Raw genomic sequence first — 23,150 nt, forward strand, 5'->3', positions numbered from 1 at the left:
ACTAATAAAGGAATAGCTTATGAATAATAAAAAGCAATTAAGTATAAATTTAATAGCAAATATCATGTCTTTTACAATTAGTATTGGTGTAAGCTTTTTGCTTACACCATTTTTAATTAAACATATCGGGAAGGAAGCATATGGATTTTTTCCATTGGCAAATAATTTTGTTACTTATATTAACCTATTAGTAATCGCATTAAATTCGATGGCTGCCAGGTTTATTATGTTAGAGGTAATGAAAAATGATATTGAAAAAGCTAATATATATTTTAATTCTGTTTTTTACTCTAATGTGATCATGATCATTTTTCTTGTCATCCCTCTTTCTTTAATCATTTTATTTATGGATCGCTTTTTAAATGTGCCGGCAGCTCTTCACAGTGAAGTCCAACTTCTTTTTAGTTTAGTTTTCTTGACGTTTTTAATATCTGTATTAGGATCTGTTTTTCATGTTGCTACAGTAGCTACGAATAGACTTGATTTGCGCTCATATCAAGATATGATTCAAAGTGGAATAAAAGGAACATTGTTCATTTTTTTATTTGCCATTTTTTTACCTTCAATTATATATGTGGGAATTGTTATTTTAAGTGTTAGCGTAATTGGAAATACTATTTCAATATACTTAACAAAGCGCTTATTGCCAAAGCTGCGTCTCTCCATAGTTTATTTTAATAAAAAGGCAATTAAGGAACTTTTAAGTTCAGGTGTTTGGGGTTCTTTCAATCATCTGAGTGTGATTTTACTTACAGGATTAGATCTGTTACTGGCCAATATATTCTATGGTGCAGCCAAGGCAGGTGAATATTCAATTGCCCAAACTGTCCCAATATTTATAGCTTCCTTAATTGGAATGCTTGTTGGTGTATTCATTCCACCTTTAGCTACTAGGTATGCCAATAACGATAATGACGGATTTATACAGGAAATAAATTTTTCTAGTAAGGTGTTAGGAGTTTTAATTAGTGTTCCTATTTCGGGATTTATTGTATTTGGCGATGACTTTTATCGACTTTGGGTACCAGGAGAAGATGCTAGTTATTTACATTTGTTATCTATTATTATGATGGCCCCTTATCTAATAAGCGGCTCCATTAATATATTGTTCAATGTGAACATAATATTAAATAAGGTTAAAGTTCCATCAATTATGTTATTCAGTACAGGAGCATTAAATGTAATTTTGATGCTGATATTAATTAAATTTACTAATCTTGGATTACTGGCTATATCTATATCAAGTTCAACATTAAGTGTTATCCGCAATTGTCTTTTTACTCCTATTTACCCGGCTAAGTGCTTAAGTGTCAAATGGGCAACTTTTTATCCTTTAATTATACGTAATGTCTTAACAATGACTGTATTAGCAGGTGTATTTTATTTGATTAAAGGGTTAATCAATGTAGATCAATGGCTGGATCTAATGATTATTGCCTTTTTATGTGGTATTGCCGGTTACATGATTAGTATAGTTATATCTTTAGATAAAAAAGAATTAAAAAAGCTTTATCAAATTATGATTGCCAGGTTTGTTAGAAGGAGTCAAAGAAAACATGAATGTTAAAGAAACGTTCAAATCTATAAAATTTATCCGAAAAATTTATTATTTTTTTGTTTCACTGAAACAAAAAAGCAGATTAGATAAGTACTACCAATCTGATTCTTATAACAAACTTATCTCTTTTCATAATAAACACTATGGTGAAAAGTGTTTTATTATTGGAAATGGCCCAAGTTTGACGCCTGAAGATTTAAATCTTCTAAAGGAAGAGGTAACATTTGCGACACATAGGATATACAATATTTTTGATCAAACTGACTGGCGCCCGACTTATTATATGGGCCAAGATTTTGTTCTGCTGAATGAGATTCAAAATGAAGTTGAACATGTTGAAGCCAAAATCAAGTTCTTTCCAATCAATATTAAATGGTTTTATAAATTTGATATTAATGATGCTATATATTTTTATTTGAATTCAGAGGAGTATCATCCTAATTTACCAAAATTCAGCACAGACGCTAGTAAACAAATATATGAAGGTTACTCTGTAACTTACGGGGCAATTCAATTAGCAGTTTATATGGGGTTTAAAGAAATCTATCTTCTTGGTGTGGACTTTAATTATGCTGTGACAGTAAATAATGAAGGGAAAATTATTACTAATCAGGGTGTTAAAGATTACTTTTCTAAAGACAATAATCTAGGATTAAAGCTTCCTAATTTAGAAAATTCTTTGTTAGGTTTTCAGGCAGCACGAAAATTTGCAGATGAAAACGGATTAGTTATTAGAAATGCAACTAGAGGCGGTAAGTTAGAGGTTTTTGATCGAATTAAGTTAGAAGATGTTTTATTAACAAAATGATTAAATAAATTTAGTTAATAGTCAATATAGAGACAGAATTTAATATAACTGATATTTTGTGACAACAAAATGAATCTAGAATCTTAATAATGGGAGTGACAAAGATGAAAATTATTGGTGTTATACCAGCTAGATATAATTCTTCGAGATTCCCAGGAAAGCCGTTAGCTGATATTTGGGGAAAGCCAATGATATGGTGGGTCCATCATAAACTAAATATGGTTCAAGAATTAGATGAAGTTTTCGTGGCAACAGATGATATCAGAATTGAACAAGTATGTAAAGAACTGGGGATCAATACAGTCATGACCTCAAAAAGCCATAAAACACATTTAGATAGACTTTATGAGGTTTCTACAAAGATCAATGCAGACTTTTATATTAATGTTAATGGTGATGAACCATTAATACAGGTTGATGCGATTAAGAAAATTATTCCGCAAAACATTGATCCAAATTCATTATTTGTTTCAAATCTCATGACAGAACTAAAAAATCCTTTAGAAGCAGTTGATTACTCAAAGATAAAGATTGCTACCGATGTATATGGATACGGGTTATACATGGCTAGAAGTCCAATTCCATACCCAAAAGGAACGTATAATTTTAGCTATAAGAAGTTTGTTGGTGTTCAATGTTTTACAAAAAGTGCATTAGAATTCTGCTTTAAAGCTACAAGAGGTCCTTTAGAAGCGGCTGAGGATATTGATGAGTTTAGATTTTTGGAAAACGGTCAAAAAATAAAATTTATTGATGCTGATGTTAAAACATTATCAGTGGATACTCCTAAGGATTTAGAAGCGGTTAAATTAATAATAAAAAGCCAAATAAGTCAGGAGGAAATTATTTGTGAGTAAAATAATGATACTTGACTGCACACTTCGTGACGGGGGGTATATTAACGAGTGGAAGTTTGGTGAACGAACAATAAAAAAGGTGATTTCAAATTTAGCACATTCAAAAATTGATATAATTGAATGTGGCTTTATAGAAGAAAAGGATTTTGATAAAAATAAGGCCTTGTTTAATAATGTAGAAAGGATAAGAGAATATATAGAACCTAAGAGGGAAAACGTCTTGTATGTGGGCATGATTGCACAACCTTACATTTCCATTGATAAGATTACTGAATGTGACGGTACGTCAATAGACGGTATACGGGTCACTTTTCATGAAAATGAAGTAGAAGAAGCATTGAGTTATGGGAAACTATTAATGGAAAAGGGATATAAGGTTTTTATACAACCTGTCGGAACAACTAGTTATTCAGATTCAAATTTGTTAAAACTTGTACAGAGAGTGAATATATTAAAGCCTTATGCTTTTTATTTAGTAGATACATTAGGAATTATGTATAAAAATGACTTGCTTAGAATGTTTCATCTTATAGACAATAATTTGGATGAACATATTGCAATAGGTTTTCATTCACATAATAATCTTCAACTGTCATTCTCGAATGCACAGGAATTATTAATGCTGCATACAAAACGAAATATCATTATCGACTCATCCGTTTTCGGGATGGGAAGAGGTGCGGGTAATCTATGTACAGAACTGGTAGCACATTACATTAATGAAAATATAGAACAAAAGTATGATATCATACCTTTATTAGAGATTGTGGATGAGCATTTGAGTAATTTTTTTATTGAGACGAAATGGGGTTATTCTATCCCTTATTATCTTGCAGCCGTAAATCAATGCCATCCTAATTATGCCTCGAATTTATTGAATAAGCAGACCATTTCAGTAAAGGCAATAAATTCAATTTTGAAGCAGATCCCAAAAGAAAAAAGGGATATTTATGACAAATATTATATCGAAGAATTATATATTAAATATCAAAGCCATTATGTAAATGATTCTGAAAACCTTAATAAAATTCGTGAAATGATATCACGTAGGAAGATACTCATTATTGGACCAGGAAAATCTATTGATCTACAAAAGAAAGAAATCAATGATTTTATTAAAATAAATGACCCCTTTGTTTTTAGTGTTAATTTTACTCCACAAATATTTAGGATAGATGCTGTGTTTATTAGTAACCTAAAGCGATTTCGCAGTCTATCAGACGTTAATACCAATACACCAGAAAATACTTCACTAATTACGACCTCCAATATTACTAAGTCAAATGATTATTCTTCATTGGTCATTAATTATTCAGATTTACTTATTAATAATCCCATTATTATAGATAATGCAGGTTTAATGTTGATCAATCTTTTAAACCGATTATCCATAAAAAGTGTATATTTAGCAGGTTTTGATGGATTTAGCCTGAATAAGACCACCAATTATTTTTCTTCTGACATGATCAATAACTCCGAAATTGAAGAACTTGTAAAGAAAAATAAGGCTATAAGTGAATATTTATCTGTAATTAATAGGGAAATGGATATTCATTTCATTACATCGACTGTTTATAGAGATGCTGTTGAACTGCAAAAGGGAAATATGGTGGATATATGAAATATTCTACTATAATTTTCGATTTAGATGGAACGTTACTAGATACCTCACAGGGAATAATGCGGTGTGCAAATTATTCAGCAAAAAAAATGGGTATTCCTGAATTAACAGTAGATCAGCAAAAAAGCTTTATTGGTCCCCCGTTATTCGATTCTTTTATTCGCGAATGCAGATTATCGGAAAATGAAGCAAGAAAAGCAGTTGAATTGTATCGAGAGCGCTATAAAGAAAAAGGATTATATGAGGCAAAACATTATACGCAAATAAAACAGTTGCTGATGTTATTAAATGAACAAAAATATAAAACGGCTGTTGCTACGCTTAAAAGAGATGACTTAGCTAAGGAAATTTTGAATCACTTTCATTTAACACCATTTATCCATTCAATTAACGGCATTGATGATCAAGACACATATAGTAAATCAGACATAATTAAGCTTTGTTTACAGGAGCTTGAACACGATGATTTGTCAGAAGTAGTTATGATAGGTGATAGCATTTACGATGCAATAGGTGCTGAACAAATTGGTATAGACTTTATTGCAGTAACATACGGCTATGGATTCAAAAATAAAGAAGAAGCCAGTCAAATTAAGAATGTTTTTATAGCTGAATATGTAGATGATATTATCTTGTTTTTAAGTCTTTGACTGCAAAATAAAAAGCCTTACAGAGATTTTTTCTGTAAGGCTTTTCATATAAAAGGTGGTGTATCGTTTGCTTATTTCTGAGCGATATATTAGTAAGTTCATCAAAAAACTAAAACAGTTTATTGGTGATCGCCTAATTAGTAAGTCTATCAATAAAGTCCGCCAATATATACCTTCATTTGATAGAATTATTAAGAAACTGGAATATAAAAGAGAATTATATAGATATCCGAATAAAATGATAGGACGAAATGTAACAATTAATCCAATAAATCAAAAAACAGATGTTCTCGTTTTCGCAGCTCATCCTGATGATGACATACTAGGTTTAGGTGTTACTTTATACCGGCATAGCTTAAATGGTGATGAAATTAAAGTTATTTTTGTTACGAATGGAACTGCTGGAGCTGGAGAAAGCTGGTACCGAAAAATCGATAAATCGAATAAAAGAGCGACCTTAAGATATAGGGAAGCTATACAAGCATTATCACAAATTAATATTTCGAAAGAAAATATCTATTGTTTAGGATTTCCTGATGGAGGTACGCAAAGGTATTTAGATACGATGTATATTGATATTTCAATGTTGCTACAACAATTAAATCCAAAACGAGTTTACGTTCACAGTATTGAAGGCGGTCATATCGATCATGATATGACAAGTTTTGTTGTTAAATCTATCTGCAACAAAATAGGTTATACGAATGTGTTTGAGTATACAGAATATAATCCTTCTCAGCCCATTGGAACTCAGAATATTCGTTTTTTGAACAACCCAACAAATAAATTAAACGAAGTCATTATTGATATTTCTGAGGAGGAGAGGGATCTAAAAAAGAAAATGTTAGCCTTTCATCAATCCCAAGGCGTTGAAAAATACTTTTTACAAGGGGAAGCTATACGTCAGGCAGATATATCGAAATCGGAATTAGAATTATATGAACACTGCCAACTCTCTAGAAGATGCTTAGCACCAATTATTAATAAATTCCTTGATTCGATATCTGTTGTAGCATTCCTTCATTCATTTCTTTATAACATAATCTTAATCAGTTGAGGTGGAATGATGGAAGTCATTATTCACAAACATATTGATGCTTTATACAAAATTATTCCGGAATGGGAAACACTTAATGAAGAGTTTCATGAGGTCACTGTTTTTCAAGATAAAAATTGGCTGAAAAGTTGGTGGGATCATAAAAGCAGGCAAGAGAATATCACGCCTTATTTGATTGAAATAAAAGAAGGAAATGAAGTAATTGGAATTATCCCGTTCTATCATTCAATAATTAATTTGGCGATTTTTCAAATTCGTGTATTAAAACCAATAGGTTCAGAATCATCAGATTACCTACTCCCGTTATTGTCTAAAAAATATTCTCCTGATGTGCTCCTTAGCTGTGCATTTGAGAAAATTTATGAAGATCGATTTAGCTGGGATTATATAGAATGGAAAGCTGTACCGGAAGAATCATTTTTTGATAAATATTTTAACAATCTGAGATTAACAAAACCAAAATGGATAAATAGAAAAAGATCTGTTGCTTGTCCCTTTTTAATGCTTAAAGGTGATATTGAGAATATAAAACTAAAGTTCAATAAATCATTATTGAAAGAAGTTCTTACTAAAAAAAGGCAATTAATTAAAAAAGGGGAACTTAAGTACTCCAAGGTTGTATCAGAACAAGAGATAGAACCCGTAATGAATATGCTTTTTAAGTTACATTGTGAAAGATGGGCAAATACGGATACGCCAAGCGAATTTAGGCATAAAGAGCAAAGAGATTATGCCTTGCTAGCAGCAAAAAGTTTATTTAAGAGTAATTTATTACAACTATCATTCTTAAGTCTTAATAAAGAAATTATATCAATTGAATTTGGAATGTTCGATGGGAAAAAGAGTTATTTGTATATTCCTTCTATGAATACTAAATATAAAAAATACTCTCCATCTCATCTTTTAACATATCATCTTATAATGGATGCTTATAAAGAAGGCGTTGAGATTGTAGATTTTCTTAGAGGAGATGAAGAGTATAAACAAAAATGGGGTACTATTAACAAGTATAATGTAAATTATCATATTTTTAACTACACTATGAAGTCTATGTTAATAAAAAATTTCTATCATATCAAAGAATCTAATCACTTTATTATTAATTATATTAAACCTATAGCTAAGCGACTTTGGTCTATTCTATGAAGCTAATGTTCAAAATAAGGACGAAAAGCATGCCGCTGAGAAGTATCTCTGGAGGCATGTTTTTTTGTTTCCTTAATAAAAAATATGCAATAAGGGAGTTGGTCATATGACACAACTTGTTTTGACGGGGATATTAGAGCATCAAAAAGTAATAGAAATAATAAAAAATCAGTTAATAGACGAAGTTGAATTAATAGGACATAAATGTAAAAGTGCAATTGAACAAGGAAATACGATTTTTTTTATGGGTAATGGCGGCAGTGCTGCAGATAGTCAGCATTTAGCTGCTGAGCTTGTTGGCAGATTCTATAAAGAAAGAAGAGGATTACCTTCTATTGCATTAACTACTGATACATCCATTCTAACAGCCGTAGGAAATGATTATGGGTACGATGAAGTATTTAGCAGGCAGGTAGAAGCGTTAGTAAAGCCAAACGATATTGTTATTGGCATTAGTACTTCAGGAAATAGTTCGAATATTATTAAAGCCGTGCATCAAGCAAAAAAAACTGGTGCTATTACAATTGGTTTTACTGGGAATGAAGGTGGAAGGTTAAAAGATATTTGTGAACATTGCCTTATTATTCCATCAAGTAATACGGCTAGAATTCAAGAAGCACATATTTTAATCGGACATATTATTTGTGAAATCATTGATGAGGTGTACTAAAGTGATAAAGAATGCCCAGTCTCTCATTCATTTATTTAACACTAACATACAAGATTGTTATGTTGTTGTCATTGGAGATGTAATGTTGGATAAATACTATTTTGGTGAAATGAAGAGAATTTCTCCTGAAGCTCCTGTACCTATTGTTAACAAGAAACGAGAAATGACAACTCTAGGAGGAGCGGCAAACGTAGCAAATAATTTAGTGAAACTAGGATGTAATGTGTCACTTGTTGGTGCAGTAGGTAATGACCAAGGACGAGATGAGTTTTTCAATCTGTTAGAGACTAATCAAATTGATGGCTCTGGAATGATAATAGATAAACGGTGCACAACGATGAAAACAAGAATAATGAGTGGAAATCAGCAGGTGCTTAGGATTGATCATGAAGATACGATTCATATTTCAGATTTAGCCATTCAGCAAGTTGAAGAATGGCTTGTACAGAAACTTAATACTGAGCAGATGAATGCAATCATTATTTCTGATTATGGAAAAGGTTTTTGTCAAAAAGAGCTTTGTCAAAGGGTGATTTCTTTGGCAAATCAAAATAGTATTCCAATCGTTATCGATCCAAAAGGTAAAAATTGGGAAAAATACACAAACGCAACAATACTTACACCCAATTTTACAGAATTAAGTGATATTGTAGGGAATAATTTATTGAATACAAACGAAGCGATGAATGAATATGGGCCATTAGTAAGGCAAAAATACTCGATAGATTATTTGTTAATTACTAGATCTGATAAAGGAATGAGTTTAGTAGGGGAAAATGAAATAACTCATATATCGACCGCAGCTAAAGAAGTTTTTGATGTTTCAGGTGCTGGAGATACAGTCGTATCTACATTGTCGGCGTTTATTGGAATAGGGGCGCAAATAGAGGATGCAGTAAAGATATCTAATTTAGCGGCAGGATTTGTAGTTGGGAAGGTAGGAACATATGCTGTACAAACTGACGAATTGCTTGAGCAGCTTAAATTATCATGTGAAAATACGGAAAAACTATCAAGTAAGGTGTTTTATTACGAAGAATATAAGCGGGTAATGAACCTATGGAGAAAAAATGGATATAAGATTATTTTTACAAACGGCTGTTTTGACCTGCTTCACATTGGGCATGTTACTTATTTGAAAAAAGCTAAACAATTAGGAGACAAACTTGTTGTAGGACTTAATAGTGATCTTTCGGTGAAGAGATTAAAAGGTCCAACAAGACCGATATTGAGTGAGAATGATCGAGCAAAAATGTTATCTTTCTTTGAATTTGTAGACGCTATTATCATATTTGATGAAGATACGCCTCTTAATCTCCTATCAGAAGTTAGACCAGATATTTTAGTGAAAGGAGGAGATTACAAAGCAGAGGAAGTAGTCGGTAAAGAGTTTGCAGGAAAAACCGTAATAATCCCTTATCTAGACGGATATTCTACCTCAAATATGATTGAAAAGATTACCAATATAAAGATTGAACTTAATAAAGGCATTAGGGAGTTGTAATTTATAATGAAGGAACGGGGAAATGCTAAATTTAAATTTTTGGATAAGTTTATTGGTATTCCACTAATTTTCCTATTAGGCCTATTAAGATTAAAGAAACAAATAAGAACCAATCCTCCTCAAACTATTATTATCGTCATGATAGCTGCTATCGGAGATACAGTTCTCCTTTCTTCAATACTAAAAGAAATAAAGCATTATTATCCCAATGTAAAAATTACACTTGTCTGTTCAAATGGGAATATTCAAGCTGTAAAAAGTATGCCCCATATTCATCACATAATAAAATTTGATTTTTCGAAAATATGGAAGAGCTTCTTCATTATTAGGAAACAGGAAAAGTATGATTTATTACTTGATTTTGGCGCATGGTCTAGATTAAATGCATTTATATCATTTGTCATAAAGGCAAAATATAAAGTTGGATTTAAAAGGAAACATATGTTTAGGCACTATATATATGATAAAACAGCAGATCATTCAGATCATATACATGAATTGGATAATTATAGGAATATTTTAAGAGATTTAGATTATAGTTTATTAATGTTAAAACCTGAATTTTTAATCAGTAGAGAGAGCATAGATAAAATAAGAACAATATTAAATTTAAATCAAAACTATATTATTTTTCATATGTTTGCGTCTGGTTCGCATAAAAAGAAAAAAGAATGGCCAGAGTCCTCATGGCTTGAGTTAGCTGACCATGTTATTGAAGAGAATTATAAAATAATTTTGACTGGCGGGAAACAAGATGCAATATTCTCTGATTCATTCGCCAATAAAGTAAATGGGATGAAAGATAAAGCCTGTATTTCTTTGGCTGGAAAACTCAATTTAGAAGAAACTGCTGCATTAATAAAAGAAGTGGGGACTATTGTAACTGTTAATACGGGAATTATGCATCTTGGTGCAGCGGTGGGTTCATTTATTATTGCATTACATGGACCTACATCACCGCTAAGATGGGGACCAATTTCTGAAACATCCATTATCCTTACACCTAGAATTAAGTGTGACCAACTACTCAGTTTAGGTTTTGAAAAACATCATTGTGTGATTGAAAATGGCTGCATTTCAACAATAGAAGTTAAGGATGTATATAAAGCAATTAGGGCTAGGTGATCATTATGCAAAAATCGGCAATTTTTTTTGATAGAGATGGTGTTTTGAACGAGGATTTTGGATATGTATATAGACCTATTGATTTTAAATGGATTCCTGGAGCAGTAGAGACAATAAAACACTTAAAAGCTATTGGATACACGATTATTGTGATTACCAACCAGTCTGGAGTTGCGAGAGGATACTTTTCAGAAGATGATGTAAATCATCTTCATCATTGGATAAACAATGATCTGCTTCAAAAGCAAAATGTACAAATTGATTCCTTTTATTATTGTCCACATCATCCAACAGTCGGGATAGAACCTTATTTAACGAAATGTGAATGTCGCAAACCAAGACCAGGTTTAATTCTGGAAGCAATATCAGATTATAATATTGATAGAAAGAAAAGTTATTTTATTGGAGATAAAGACACTGATATGGAAGCTGCAGCAGCTGCTGGAATTAGAGGTTATAAATTTAGTTCTGAATGTTTATATGACTTTATGATGCATCAAAACATCTTATAAATAATAGATAATGACCAAAAATCACGATGTCTCCCAAACATCGTGATTTTTTTTTATTTCTTATATATTCATTTAAAAAGGACATTCACGAAATGAGGGAAGAAAATGAAAATCCTTGTTACTGGCGGCGCGGGTTTTATTGGAACTCACACGTGCGTAGAGCTTCTTCAGTCTGGATATGAGGTGGTTGTCGCTGATAATTTTTCAAATAGTAAACCAGCAGCATTAAGGCGGGTGAGCGAAATCACAGGAAAGGAATTCCCCATTTATGAAGTTGATATCAAAGATCAGAAATCATTATCCCCTATTTTCTCTGAACAGAAGATTGATGCAGTTATTCATTTTGCCGGATTAAAGGCAGTAGGTGAATCAGTAGCATTCCCCCTCCGTTATTATCAAAACAATGTTACAGGAATGATCAGCTTATGTGAAGTGATGGATCGATTTAATGTGAAGAAGCTTGTGTTTAGCTCATCAGCAACCGTTTATGGGTTATCAGAAAGTGTTCCATTTTGTGAAAATGATCCGCTTCAAGCGACAAATCCGTATGGACAAACAAAGCTAATATGTGAACGAATACTTCAAGATTTATTTGTTTCAGATCATAATTGGCGAATTGCCTTGCTGCGTTATTTTAACCCAGTTGGTGCACACAGCAGTGGACTTATTGGTGAAGACCCTAATGGGACACCGAACAATCTGTTTCCTTATATGAGCCAAGTGGCAGTGGGGAAATTGAAGGAATTGAGTGTTTTTGGAAATGATTATGAGACACATGATGGAACAGGGATAAGAGATTATATTCATGTTGTTGATTTAGCTTGTGGGCATATAAAAGCGCTTGAGAGAATATTAGATCAAGCGGGTGTCCATACGTATAATTTAGGTACGGGAAAAGGATATAGTGTCTTGGAGATGATTGGCGCATTCGAACATGCAACAGGGCGGGCGATTCCATTTAAATTTGTTAATAGAAGAAGTGGTGATATAGCTATTAGCTATGCCGATCCAACAAAAGCAAAAAGCGAACTAAAGTGGTCTGCGGAAAAAGGGATAGATGAAATGTGTAACGATTCTTGGCGGTGGCAAGTAATGAATCCAAATGGATTTGAAGACGTTATGTGAATGTAAGGGGTATGAAAATAACAATAAATAAAGAAGAAAAACGGATGGAAAAATGCAGCCCATCCGTTTTTCTATGAGTATGATCTTGTTATGTTAGTAATTCTATTTCGCCCCATGCGCCCTATGCGCCAACCGGCTAGAAGCAGCCGCAGCAATCGCCCCAACAATATCATCTAAAAAGGTATGAACCTTTCCTGAAGATTTATCATTCAAGTCCTTTAAGATACCGGGTTTCAGCTTATCGATATAGCCAAAGTTAGTAAACCCTATAGAACCATATACATTGACAATCGATAAGGCCAAAACTTCGTCTACGCCATACAGGCCTTCATCAATTTCAATAACATGCTGCAATGGCTCCAAAAGCTGTTTGTTTTCCGCTAGCATATCGAGCTGAATGCCAGTCAAGACTGCATTTTGCACTTCTCTTTTAGAAAGAACGCGCTCCACATTTTCAATGCAATCTTCCATTTTTAAATCTGGATGATATTTTTCTTGGAGGAAATAAACTAAATCTGCTATATCTTGAATTTTCACTCCGCGTTCCTGCAACCATTTGCGTGCTGTTTGCTCAATTACATCTTCACGTTTTTCTTCATTCATCGGCTCCACCTATTTCCTCTTAGTTTCAATATATATATAACCTATTTTTAGAAAATATTCCATTGTCCTTTTTCCAATTAATATTGCTTTTCATCAGATTGTACATCCTTTTCAGTTATTTCCATCGTGTTGTGACTTATTCAAGAAAAGAACAAGTTTTGCTTTTTTCTACATATATTTTCGGTAAGGAGTTTCTTTAGAATTTTTCCTATCAGGAGGTGTGAAATGTTAAATTTGCTTAAAAAACATTATGGGCTAGAGGCTGGTGAGGAATTCAAATTTGGGAATTATAATGCATTCAGAAGACAAGGACATGTATATTTACTAGTCCCGATTGGCGGAATGGGTGAGGAGGAGCTTAGTGAATTAGACATGCTGATTGAGCACCTTAAGAAAAGCGGAGAAAAATATTGCAGTACCATTGTGAAGACGAAGGATGGGAAACTAATTAGCGAATCGGATAAAGGTAAATATTGTGTTCTTATGAATAAAGAGCAGCGAAATCGAAAGCTTACACGCAGCGGAAGAAAGCTTGCTAAATTTCACTTTCGAGGAAGAACGGTCACTTTCCCAGTAAAGAATATTAGTAGAATTGGACAATGGAAGCAATTATGGGAGACAAGGCTAGATCAAATGGAAAAGGTTTGGAATGAAATGCTATTTCAGCAGCCAGACAGTGAGTTTGATCGGATGTTTCTGGAATCATTTCCATATTACAGGGGGATTGCGGAAAATGCCATACAATACATTGTTGATACTGAAATTGACGATAATCCAGGTATAACGGATTACGGGACGATATGTCATATACGATTTACAGCTAAAACATGGAACAATACTTATTATATGAAAAATCCCTTCGACTGGGTGTTCGATCACTCTTCTAGAGATTTAGCTGAGTGGACGAGAGAGAAATACTTCCGCAATATAAAAACGTACGTGCCTGAGCTCAAGCAATTTATTAGGGAGTACCAAAGTATTGTTCCTCTAACTTCGTTTTCATGGAGACTTTACTTTGCGCGGCTCTTATTTCCGCTTCACTATTTCTATTGTGTTGAAAGCTACTATGGAACAACCTCCGAGCAGGAAAAGAAATTGCAGGAGGAAAGGCTGCAGAAGTTTTTGCAGCAATCCACTGACCATGAGCGCTTTTTAGGCGGATTTTATGAATTTGCTGAAGTACCGGTACAAAGAATGAAAATTCCAATTATAGAATGGTTAAAAAAATAAAACTCTTCTTTCTGCGACTTTTACAAGTCGTTTTTTTTGCGAAGAAAACGATTACATCTCGATTCGTCTGAAAATACCTATTGTAAAAAAAAGAAATTCCCTCTATAATGTCTACTATACAAATACAAGTGTACATACAGAAAGAACAACTTGAGAGGGGTATGGAAGTGGAAGCAATCTCGATCGGATTATTAGGATTAGGAACGGTTGGTTCAGGTGTTGTAACGATTATTGAAAATCATCAAGATAAGCTAATGCACCAAGTTGGCTGTCCTGTTAAAGTGAAAAAGATACTAGTGAAGGATTTATATAAGGCACGACCTGTTGAAATAGATGCAGCAAAGTTAACGACAGATCCGGAAGAAATCATAAATGACCCTGAGATCGATGTCATTATTGAAGTAATGGGCGGAATCTCTGAAACAAAGAATTATATTATTAAGGCTTTAAAGAATCGAAAACATGTCGTTACGGCAAACAAAGATTTAATGGCTGTCCATGGGTCAGAGCTGCTGACTATTGCATCTGATCATGATTGTGACCTTTTCTATGAGGCAAGCGTTGGTGGCGGAATTCCAATTTTAAGAAGCCTTGTTGATGGGCTAGCTTCGGACAGAATCACGAAAATGATGGGGATTGTGAACGGAACGACGAATTTTATTTTGACAAAAATGAGCAAGAATGGCAGTGCGTATGAGGATGTCCTAAAGGAAGCACAAGAGCTTGGCTATGCGGAAGCAGATCCAACTTCTGATGTGGAAGGGCTTGATGCAGCAAGGAAGATGGCTATCTTGGCAACATTAGGCTTTTCGATGAAAATCGATTTAGACGATGTCAAGGTTGAAGGAATTACACGTATTACTGAAGAGGATCTTCAGTACAGCAGCCAGCTTGGCTATACAATGAAGCTGATTGGTATTGCGGAAAGAGAAGGTGATAAGGTAGCCGTTAGTGTTCAGCCAACCCTATTAGCGGACACACATCCTTTGGCATCTGTTCATGATGAGTTTAACGCTGTTTATGTTCACGGAGAAGCAGTCGGTGAGACGATGTTTTATGGACCGGGAGCGGGCAGTTTGCCAACAGCTACAGCGGTTGTTTCTGACTTAGTGGCAGTGATGAAAAATATGCGTCTAGGTGTAACCGGAAAAAGCGCTGTAACACCGCAATACGAAAAACAGTTAAAAGAAACAAATGAAATTTTCTCGAAGTATTTCTTACGTTTACATGTAAAAGATGAAGTTGGTGTATTTGCAAATATTACGTCAATCTTCTCAGAACATAATGTGAGCTTTGAAAAGATTCTTCAAATGCCGCTGAAAAACAAAGAGCTTGCTGAGATTGTTCTCGTTACTCATCAGGCTTCATTACAAGATTATGAAGATATTTTAGTTAAATTAAGAGATTTACAAGCAGTAAAAACAATCGAAAGCTCGTATCGAGTTGAGGGGAGCGCAAGTGTATGAGATGGGAAGGACTATTAAAAGCCTATAAAGAGTATTTGCCTGTTAACGATAACACACCACTACTAACATTGAATGAAGGAAATACACCATTAATTCGACTTGATAAGCTCTCTGATGAATGGGGAATCGATCTTTATGTAAAAACGGAGGGAACAAACCCAACTGGCTCATTTAAAGATCGCGGCATGGTAATGGCGGTAGCGAAAGCGAAGGAAGCGGGCAGTGATACAATTATTTGTGCATCCACTGGCAATACGTCAGCAGCTGCTGCAGCCTATGCAGCACGTGCGGGACTTCGTTGTATTGTTGTTATTCCTGAAGGGAAAATTGCAATGGGTAAGCTTGCGCAGGCTGTTATGTATGGAGCAGAAATAATCTCCATTGAAGGAAATTTCGATGAGGCTTTAGCGATGGTTAGAAAAATTAGTGAAACAGAGCCTATTACTCTCGTAAACTCTGTTAATCCTTACCGTCTGGAAGGTCAGAAAACAGGAGCTTTTGAAATTTGTGATCAGCTTGGCGGCCAAGCACCGGATATTCTTGCTCTTCCTGTTGGTAATGCAGGGAATATCAGTGCTTATTGGAAAGGTTTTAAGGAATATCATGAAGCGAAGCAAACTGGCCTGCCTAAAATGCATGGATTTGAAGCAGAAGGGGCGGCCGCCATTGTTCATAATCGAGTGTTTGAAAACCCAGAAACTGTTGCAACTGCTATCCGAATTGGAAATCCCGCAAGCTGGAGCCTGGCAAATGCAGCATTAGAAGAATCAAAAGGAAAAATTGATGAAGTAAGTGATGAAGAAATTCTTTGTATGTATCGAAAGCTTGCTTCTACAGAAGGAATTTTTGCTGAACCTGCATCTTGTGCATCACTGGCAGGCATTTATAAGCAGCTTCGCAATGGAGAAATCGAGCATAATACAAGAGTAGTGGCTATTTTAACAGGAAATGGTCTTAAGGATCCGAATGTAGCGATCGATTGCAGTCCAATTAAACCGATTGTCCTGCCTAATGATGAAAACGCGGTTGCTGAGCATATTAAGGGAGTTGTCCATGTATGAGCGAAGGTGAAATGCTCATCATTAAAGTCCCTGGAAGCTCAGCTAATTTAGGACCAGGATTTGATTCAATTGGGCTAGCATTGAATGTGTATTTAACTTTAGAAGTAGAGAAATCTGATAGTTGGGAGATTATCCCGCTATCAGACCACTTAAGTATTTTTCCAAAAGATGAGACGAATTATATTTATCAAATTGCCATGAAAACTGCGGAGGAATACAATCAGTCTCTTCCAGGCTGCAAAATTCATGTCAAGAGTGATATTCCGCTAGCAAGAGGGCTTGGCTCTAGTGCGGCAGCTATTGTAGCAGGAATTGAGTTAGCAGACTCTCTTTGTTGTCTTGGATTGTCAAAGCAGGAAAAATTAGAAATAGCTTCAAAAATTGAAGGACATCCGGATAATGTAGGGGCTTCTCTTCTAGGCGGGCTTGTAGTTGGGTGCCAACAGAATGATGAAGTGAGTGCTGAGGTTTTTAATCATCTTTCTCTGGATGTCATTGCGGTTGTGCCAAAAGAAGAACTGTTAACAAAGGAATCGAGAGGGGTATTGCCTAGCACCCTTTCTTATAGTGAAGCTGTACAGGCAGGCGCAGTTGGAAATGTTCTAATAGCCGCACTATTAAGTAATAACTTCGAGCTTGCCGGAAAAATGATGAAGTCTGATTTATATCATCATCCATATCGGAAGGGACTCGTTCCCCATATGGCAGTAATTGAGGATAGTGCTAAAAGTATTGGCGCTTTTGGAGTTGCTTTAAGCGGTGCTGGACCTACGGTGCTCTGTTTAGCGGAAGAAGGAAAAGGAGCAGCTGTGGCTGAAGGTCTGTCGCAGCTCCTCCCACAGATGGATTGCCGTTGTCTTAAAATCGACCAAATCGGGAGTCAGGTTATCTGTAATTCCCGAAATGGCCTCGTTTATAAATAATAAAAATAGCGATGTCGGATTCGACATCGCTATTTTTATTATTAGAATACTTGTTCAACCTCTACAACACCAGGTACTTCTTCTAAAAGTGCACGTTCAATACCTGCTTTTAATGTGATCGTTGAACTCGGGCAAGTACCGCATGCACCAAGTAAGCGCAATTTTACAACGCCATCCTCTACATCAACTAATTCACAGTCTCCTCCGTCGCGTAGAAGGAATGGACGTAATTTATCTAATACTTCTTGAACTTGTTCAAGCATTGTTGTTTGTTCAGCCATTTAAATCTACTCCTTTCTTTATATTTATTATAATCATTATGATGGGAAAAATCTATTTAAAGAAACGATTTCCACTCAAAACAAAAAATCTAAGGCTTCTCCTGGTATAATCATGTAAAATGAAATAAAGAACAGTATTCATTGCAATTAAGGGGGAAAACGGAATGCATCGTGAAGTTGAATTAACCGTTTATGGAGCGGAAGTTTTATGTCCAAGCTGTGTAAACCTTCCATCCTCAAAGGAAACATTTGAATGGCTGCAGGCTGCATTAAGCAGAAAATATCCGGATCAGCCTTTTAAAATTACGTATGTGGACATTCATAATCCGCCAGAGGAAGCTGCAAAACAAGAATTTGCCCAAAGAGTAATCGAAGAGGATATGTTTTATCCAGTCGTATTGGTTGAAGATGAAGTGGTTGGAGAAGGAAATCCTAAATTAAAAACCATCTATTCAGTTATGGAAATACATGGATACAAACCAGAGTAAATAAAAATGAGCATTTCCGATCTGGAGATGCTCATTTGATTTGTATTATCCTCTATGGTACTTATACATCCAAAGAATGCCTGATTTTAGAATTCGAGCTACACGTCCAGTAATTGCACGGTCAGCGACAAGTCCAAATCCGTGCTTCTTCCCTAAGGAACCAAGTACGCCCTTTAGTTTAATAGTAGGCAATGATTCTGGAAGCTCTTCACCTTTCCAGCGCTTTAATAGTACTTGGACTATTTGTTCAGCCTGCCCTTCAGCAAGCTGTGCACTTGGTGCATGCGGAAGGCTGGCACAATCCCCAACAACATATACATGCTCATCGTTAGGGAGGTTATGATATTTAGTAAGAACGACACGCCCTTGCGCATCCTTCTCAACATCCATATCACGCACCACTTTATTTGGCTGAATACCGGCTGTCCATACAATTGCATCACAAGGAATAGGTTCATCATGATTATATAGAACGTTTTCTTCAACACGGGTAATGTTAGAACGACTGATGATTTCAACACCGTGGCTGTGAAACCAATTTTCTACATATAAACCGAGTCTTTCTGGGAATGCCGAAAGAATATGGCTGCCTCTGTCAAATAATTTAATTTTCAGGTCGGGACGGCTTTCGTGAAGCTCAGATGCAATTTCTACTCCACTTAATCCGGCCCCAACAATGCTAACAACAGAACCTGGTGCTAAATTATTTAACGCCTGATAAGTAGAACGAGATTTTTCAATTGTTTGTATACTTAATGTATAAACATCTGCGCCCGGGACATTATGATACTTATCTTCACAGCCCAATCCGATAATGATGTCATCATAAGGTACCGGTTTGTCGTCTTGAAGGGTAACCTGTTTATTCTCCAGATCAACACCTGTAATTTCACCAAATTTTATTTCCAGTCTTGGGTGTTCAGGGTAAGCGACTCTTACATGCTGATCAGAGATCGTTCCAGCGGCTAATGCGTAGTATTCTGTCTTTAAACAATGGTATGGCACACGATCAATTAAAGTAATAGAAACATCGTCAGGCAGCCCATTTGGCAGAAGACGTTCAAGTACTCTCATTCCACCATAGCCACCGCCAAGTATCACAAGATTTTTCATTTTTGTATTCCCCTTTATGTCCGTTCTAATGTAGTAATAGCCTAAAATAGTAAATAACATAACTCTAATCCCATAGAAAGTATAACTAAATTGTAACCAAATCACAACCTTATTAAGATTAGAACTTGACAAAATTCATTGTATAGTGTTAGAAGAATCTATAAATTTTGTAAGAAATGTAATAAATCCTTGTATCCATCTTTAATTCCAATAGAAGTAAAAATGATTGCGGAAACGAATGAAAAAAGGTAGCATGAAAAAGGTAAGTGATGACCTGAGGTGATAAAGTGATTAAGCCGTTAATTGAGTTTTGTGTAAGCAATTTAGCTAGTGGATCTCAAGCTGCGTTAGAGATTTTAGAGAAGGATTATGATCTTGACGTCATTGAATATGGGTGTCTTGGCTATTGCGGGAAATGTGCTTCTATGCTGTTTGCCCTTGTTAATGGTGAAGTAGTGACAGGGGAAACACCTGACGAACTCGTAAGTAATATATATGAATTTTTGGAAGAGAATCCAATGTTTTGAATATAAAAAGGGTGATATAAGTCAGGCCACTTGATATTTGAGAAGCTGACTGTATATTACCCTTTTGACGTTTTATCGCAGATTAACGGGCTGTAAGACTCCCTACCTCAAGAAATTATATAAAATAGAAAATTTATAAGTGGGAGATCAACAGCCCGTAAAGGCCCGATTGGTTCAACTACCAATCAGTGGGGGATGAGGCAGACTAAGAACGCGACTTCCTATCGCAATGTCTGCACTAGCACCTTTTGTCCTTCGGAAAACCCCCACTGATTGAAGTTTCACTTTAAGCTTGTTTAGCTGTTTTTTGGCTATCGCGCATCTCGTACCATCTTTCTCGTGCCATATCAATAATGCCAGATTCTGTGGACTGATTTTGCTTTTCGATGACTTTGGAAAAGAATTTTACAGCTTGTTCCATTTGATAAGTTCGTCTAGAAAGCTCGCCAATTAAATAAAGAACGCGAACCTCTGAAACTTGAGTGCCTCTGAAATCGTCCGCCATATAGGAATCGATATAGGAGTCTGTAGCAAGCTTTAAGAATCTCTGCTCTTGTTCCTCATTTTGCATGCTGCGATAAAGCCATCCGAGTCTAATATACATCCCAGCAATCGCAATATTTTTCTCTTTTTTCAGCAGACCGCAATACACAGCCAATTTATATGTTTTGATTGCATCGTGAATCGATCTTTTTTGTCCAAAATCATGCGGATTCCACTGTTCGCATACTTTAGATTGAATCAATTCAAGGGAGCCTGGAGGAAAATAAGGAGAAAAATCATTTGTAGAAGAGAAGCCGCAATGTGGACATACTTCAACATGATATAGGATTGCGTTCGTTTCCTCGGAGGAATAATTAGGGCAAAAATCTGTATCGTAGTCAGTTACTTTAATAAATCTTGAACGCAGCTTTTTACTAGTAAACGATTTTTTACATACTTTGCATGTACACTTTTTATCAAAGATGGGTTCAATTTCAGCAGTCATTGTGATCGCCTCCTAGGAAAATAGTTTGATTTAAGAGTTAGTTGTATATTCCATTATATCTACAATTATACTCTAATGCATGATAATAGCACTATGTTTAATAAATATCTGACTATAAATAATGTATTTAATTGATGAAACTGATTAGTTGAGGTCATGAACTGCAGTGTATATACTAGTTATAGAGAGAGTAATCTTTGATTAATTGCTTTTGAATTTTAAGAAACATTCAATTATATATACAGGTTTAAGCATGATTAATTTAAGGAGGGAAAATAAATGAGTGACGTTGTTATTATTACTGAAGCAGCGGCTTTACAAATAAAAGAAATGATGAAAGCAAACGAGGAAGAGAATGCATTTATTAGAGTGTCCGTTAAGGGCGGAGGGTGCAGCGGCTTATCGTATGGTATGGGATTTGCTCATGAAGTAGAAGAAAATGACTCTCAGTTTGAACAGCATGGTATTCAAATTCTTGTTAGCAAGGAGGATGCGCCAATCCTTCAAGGAACAAAAATTGACTATAAGCAATCCATGATGGGCGGCGGGTTCACCATCGACAATCCAAATGCAATTGCTTCATGCGGGTGTGGGTCTTCGTTCAGAACGGCTGCAAATGCAGGTTCGCCAGAGGAATGCTAATACGAAAGAGGGTCCCGTCGGGAACCCTCTTTCGTATTAATTGAACATGGAACTGCTGTGCATTGGTTGAATTCTAGCTTTCGGATCGATATAAGCTTTTGCGTTATTAACGGCTGTTGGCGCTTCCCCAAAGCCGCAGGCAATGAGTTTCACTTTTCCGTCATACGTACAAATATCGCCAGCAGCATAAATGCCAGGAATATTTGTTTCCATCTTAGAATTTACGACGATGGAGTTTTTCTCTATGACAAGGCCCCATTCCTTTATTGGACCAAGGGAGGATACGAAGCCGTAGTTACAAATAACGGCATCTACATCGATTACTTCTTTTGCTTTATCATTAACACCTTCAACAATCACTTGGGAAATACCTTTATTATTACCGATTATTTCTGTCGGAACGAATGGGGTTTTGATTTCAACTTTTGAGTTGTGAAGGTTTTCTACACTATGCTCATGAGCACGGAATTTATCGCGGCGGTGAACAATGGTTACCTTCTCAGCAATGGGCTCTAGCATAAGTGCCCAGTCAACTGCAGAGTCGCCTCCTCCAAAAATGACAACATTTTGACCAGCAAATTGATTTAAATCGTCAATAAAATAATGAAGATTTTTCCCTTCATATTGAGCAGCACTATCAAGCTCAAGGCGGCGAGGCTGGAATGCACCATTACCAGCAGTAATAATGACAGTTTTTGTATAATGAATCTCTTTATTTGTTGTGAGTTTAAAAGTGCTGTCTTTTTGCTTTTCAATCTTTTCAACTGATTGTTCAAGTACTGTAGCTGGCTTAAATTTAGCCATTTGTTCCTTTAAATTGTTTATTAATTCTTGGGCACGGATCTTTGGAAAACCGGCTACATCATATATGTATTTCTCCGGATATAGTGCAGATAATTGACCGCCAAGCTGTGGCAAGCTTTCAATAATTTTAACAGAAGCCTGTCTCATTCCGCCGTAGAAAGCAGTAAACAAGCCAACAGGACCTCCGCCAATAATGGTTATATCATACACATATTGATCTTCTTTCACAACATATCCCCCCAACATATAGTGCCATCCCACACCATATCATAACATAATTTTGGATAAAGCTCACTTCCTTGTATAAAAGATTATGAATAGACAAAATATTTTAGTATTATTATAGTGAAAATAATATTTTTGTTTTATTAGTCAAAAAATTAAAAATGGT

Annotated in this window: 23 protein-coding genes and 1 pseudogene; 19 read left to right on the plus strand and 5 right to left on the minus strand. The window is 35.2% G+C overall.

What is annotated here, in order from left to right; all coding sequences use genetic code 11:
- Positions 1-19 precede the first annotated feature (19 nt).
- The 12 genes from H0173_RS20410 to galE all read left to right on the plus strand — a co-directional run bounded on the left by H0173_RS20410 (position 20) and on the right by galE (position 12,633).
- On the plus strand, positions 20-1,567 hold the full coding sequence (locus H0173_RS20410; protein WP_221848625.1) for an oligosaccharide flippase family protein: 1,548 nt from the start codon (positions 20-22) through the stop codon (positions 1,565-1,567).
- Complete coding sequence (locus H0173_RS20415) at positions 1,557-2,366, plus strand: 6-hydroxymethylpterin diphosphokinase MptE-like protein (RefSeq protein WP_221848626.1); 810 nt, start codon at positions 1,557-1,559, stop codon at positions 2,364-2,366. Before H0173_RS20410 ends, H0173_RS20415 begins: the two co-directional genes overlap by 11 nt.
- 104 nt (positions 2,367-2,470) lie before the next feature.
- Complete coding sequence (locus H0173_RS20420) at positions 2,471-3,223, plus strand: 3-deoxy-manno-octulosonate cytidylyltransferase (protein WP_221848627.1); 753 nt, start codon at positions 2,471-2,473, stop codon at positions 3,221-3,223.
- A complete protein-coding gene (locus H0173_RS20425; RefSeq protein ID WP_221848628.1) occupies positions 3,216-4,844 on the plus strand; it encodes an aldolase catalytic domain-containing protein in 1,629 nt (542 codons plus the stop codon). Before H0173_RS20420 ends, H0173_RS20425 begins: the two co-directional genes overlap by 8 nt.
- Entirely contained in the window at positions 4,841-5,494 is a 654-nt protein-coding gene (locus H0173_RS20430; protein WP_221848629.1) for an HAD hydrolase-like protein, read from the plus strand. Before H0173_RS20425 ends, H0173_RS20430 begins: the two co-directional genes overlap by 4 nt.
- A gap of 67 nt (positions 5,495-5,561) precedes the next feature.
- Positions 5,562-6,551, plus strand: a complete 990-nt coding sequence (locus tag H0173_RS20435; protein WP_221848630.1) for a PIG-L deacetylase family protein — start codon at positions 5,562-5,564, stop codon at positions 6,549-6,551.
- Between the two features lie 9 nt (positions 6,552-6,560).
- Entirely contained in the window at positions 6,561-7,697 is a 1,137-nt protein-coding gene (locus H0173_RS20440) for a GNAT family N-acetyltransferase (protein WP_221848631.1), read from the plus strand.
- Between the two features lie 106 nt (positions 7,698-7,803).
- Positions 7,804-8,367 carry a D-sedoheptulose-7-phosphate isomerase gene (locus H0173_RS20445; protein WP_221848632.1) on the plus strand — a complete coding sequence of 188 codons (564 nt, stop codon included), beginning with the start codon at positions 7,804-7,806 and terminating at the stop codon, positions 8,365-8,367.
- Complete coding sequence (gene rfaE1, locus H0173_RS20450; RefSeq protein WP_260631288.1) at positions 8,354-9,871, plus strand: D-glycero-beta-D-manno-heptose-7-phosphate kinase; 1,518 nt, start codon at positions 8,354-8,356, stop codon at positions 9,869-9,871. Before H0173_RS20445 ends, rfaE1 begins: the two co-directional genes overlap by 14 nt.
- 6 nt (positions 9,872-9,877) lie before the next feature.
- On the plus strand, positions 9,878-10,996 hold the full coding sequence (locus H0173_RS20455; RefSeq protein WP_221848634.1) for a glycosyltransferase family 9 protein: 1,119 nt from the start codon (positions 9,878-9,880) through the stop codon (positions 10,994-10,996).
- 5 nt (positions 10,997-11,001) lie between these two features.
- The gene (locus H0173_RS20460; protein ID WP_221848635.1) at positions 11,002-11,508 is read left to right on the plus strand and encodes a D-glycero-alpha-D-manno-heptose-1,7-bisphosphate 7-phosphatase; all 507 of its coding nucleotides are present in this window, start codon (positions 11,002-11,004) and stop codon (positions 11,506-11,508) included.
- A 105-nt stretch (positions 11,509-11,613) separates the two neighbouring features.
- Entirely contained in the window at positions 11,614-12,633 is a 1,020-nt protein-coding gene (gene galE, locus H0173_RS20465) for a UDP-glucose 4-epimerase GalE (protein WP_221848636.1), read from the plus strand.
- Between the two features lie 102 nt (positions 12,634-12,735).
- On the opposite strand, the gene H0173_RS20470 is transcribed toward galE, so the two are convergent.
- Complete coding sequence (locus H0173_RS20470) at positions 12,736-13,236, minus strand: phosphatidylglycerophosphatase A family protein (protein ID WP_221848637.1); 501 nt, start codon at positions 13,234-13,236, stop codon at positions 12,736-12,738.
- Between the two features lie 225 nt (positions 13,237-13,461).
- Here H0173_RS20470 and yutH point away from each other — a divergent pair, with 225 nt between their 5' ends.
- From yutH to thrB, 4 genes are all read left to right on the plus strand, one after another.
- Positions 13,462-14,466: a spore coat putative kinase YutH gene (gene yutH, locus H0173_RS20475; RefSeq protein WP_221848638.1), complete on the plus strand. Its 1,005-nt coding sequence runs from the start codon at positions 13,462-13,464 to the stop codon at positions 14,464-14,466.
- Positions 14,467-14,627: 161 nt separating this feature from the next.
- Complete coding sequence (locus tag H0173_RS20480) at positions 14,628-15,932, plus strand: homoserine dehydrogenase (protein WP_260631289.1); 1,305 nt, start codon at positions 14,628-14,630, stop codon at positions 15,930-15,932.
- On the plus strand, positions 15,929-16,993 hold the full coding sequence (gene thrC, locus H0173_RS20485; protein ID WP_221848640.1) for a threonine synthase: 1,065 nt from the start codon (positions 15,929-15,931) through the stop codon (positions 16,991-16,993). The genes H0173_RS20480 and thrC overlap by 4 nt, the downstream gene beginning before the upstream one ends.
- A complete protein-coding gene (gene thrB, locus H0173_RS20490; protein ID WP_221848641.1) occupies positions 16,990-17,916 on the plus strand; it encodes a homoserine kinase in 927 nt (308 codons plus the stop codon). The genes thrC and thrB overlap by 4 nt, the downstream gene beginning before the upstream one ends.
- Positions 17,917-17,957: 41 nt before the next feature.
- Here thrB and H0173_RS20495 read toward each other — a convergent pair.
- Positions 17,958-18,188: pseudogene (locus H0173_RS20495) on the minus strand (NifU family protein); the annotation flags it as partial.
- Positions 18,189-18,361: 173 nt separating this feature from the next.
- Between H0173_RS20495 and H0173_RS20500 the strand changes: the two are divergent.
- A complete protein-coding gene (locus H0173_RS20500; RefSeq protein ID WP_221848643.1) occupies positions 18,362-18,685 on the plus strand; it encodes a YuzD family protein in 324 nt (107 codons plus the stop codon).
- Positions 18,686-18,730: 45 nt separating this feature from the next.
- Here the strand turns inward: H0173_RS20500 and H0173_RS20505 are convergent, their stop codons facing one another.
- Complete coding sequence (locus H0173_RS20505; protein WP_221848644.1) at positions 18,731-19,798, minus strand: NAD(P)/FAD-dependent oxidoreductase; 1,068 nt, start codon at positions 19,796-19,798, stop codon at positions 18,731-18,733.
- Between the two features lie 290 nt (positions 19,799-20,088).
- Between H0173_RS20505 and H0173_RS20510 the strand changes: the two genes are divergently transcribed.
- Positions 20,089-20,325, plus strand: a complete 237-nt coding sequence (locus tag H0173_RS20510; RefSeq protein ID WP_396021288.1) for a YuzB family protein — start codon at positions 20,089-20,091, stop codon at positions 20,323-20,325.
- Between the two features lie 286 nt (positions 20,326-20,611).
- On the opposite strand, the gene H0173_RS20515 is transcribed toward H0173_RS20510, so the two are convergent.
- Positions 20,612-21,313: a DUF2225 domain-containing protein gene (locus tag H0173_RS20515; protein WP_221848646.1), complete on the minus strand. Its 702-nt coding sequence runs from the start codon at positions 21,311-21,313 to the stop codon at positions 20,612-20,614.
- A 279-nt stretch (positions 21,314-21,592) separates the two neighbouring features.
- Between H0173_RS20515 and H0173_RS20520 the strand changes: the two genes are divergently transcribed.
- Positions 21,593-21,955 (plus strand): HesB/IscA family protein, encoded by a 363-nt coding sequence (locus tag H0173_RS20520; RefSeq protein WP_221848647.1) that lies wholly within the window; start codon positions 21,593-21,595, stop codon positions 21,953-21,955.
- Between the two features lie 36 nt (positions 21,956-21,991).
- On the opposite strand, the gene H0173_RS20525 is transcribed toward H0173_RS20520, so the two are convergent.
- Entirely contained in the window at positions 21,992-22,987 is a 996-nt protein-coding gene (locus H0173_RS20525; protein ID WP_221848648.1) for an NAD(P)/FAD-dependent oxidoreductase, read from the minus strand.
- Positions 22,988-23,150 lie beyond the last annotated feature (163 nt).

This window comes from Bacillus sp. S/N-304-OC-R1 (assembly GCF_019749375.1).
Taxonomy (GTDB): Bacteria; Bacillota; Bacilli; order Bacillales; family Cytobacillaceae; genus Cytobacillus.